Origin of the sequence: Campylobacter concisus (genome assembly GCF_002913545.1) — a bacterium.
Taxonomy (GTDB): domain Bacteria; phylum Campylobacterota; class Campylobacteria; order Campylobacterales; family Campylobacteraceae; genus Campylobacter_A; species Campylobacter_A concisus_AV.
Genome location: NZ_PPBR01000081.1, coordinates 1 through 438, shown reverse-complemented (window position 1 = coordinate 438; position 438 = coordinate 1). Strand labels below are relative to the sequence as shown.

The window sequence follows — 438 nt, the reverse complement described above, 5'->3', positions numbered from 1 at the left end:
CCCTTAAAAAGTGGCAGGATAGATGGGTGAAGGTTTATGGCTTTTATCTGCGCCGTAAAAACTGGCGTTAGTATCCTCATAAAGCCTGCAAGCACCGTTAGATCGGCCCCACTTTTTAAAATTTGCTCCACCAAAACAGCGTCAAATTCCTCACGGTTTTTAAATTTAGCACTCTCTATTATCGTCGTCTCAAGCCCAAATTTCTTAGCTCGCTCGATACCAAATGCACCAGGTTTATTGCAGATACAAAGGCAAACTTCGATCTTTACGCCGTTAAAAATTTGATTATGAACTTTTTTAAGTATCGCTTCTAAATTTGAGCCACTGCCGCTAAAAAGCACGGCTATCTTTTTCGTAAGCATTTTACTCCTTTGATGATATCTGTTGGCTCCAGCGCGTAGCTGTTTTTGTCAAAATTTCTAAGGCTAAGCGCATGAG

The 438-nt window shown here is 40.9% G+C and carries 1 protein-coding gene; it reads right to left on the bottom strand.

What is annotated here, in order from left to right:
- On the bottom strand, positions 1-362 hold a 362-nt coding region (gene purN, locus CYP05_RS04730), incomplete at its 3' end, for a phosphoribosylglycinamide formyltransferase (RefSeq protein WP_275935744.1).
- Positions 363-438 lie beyond the last annotated feature (76 nt).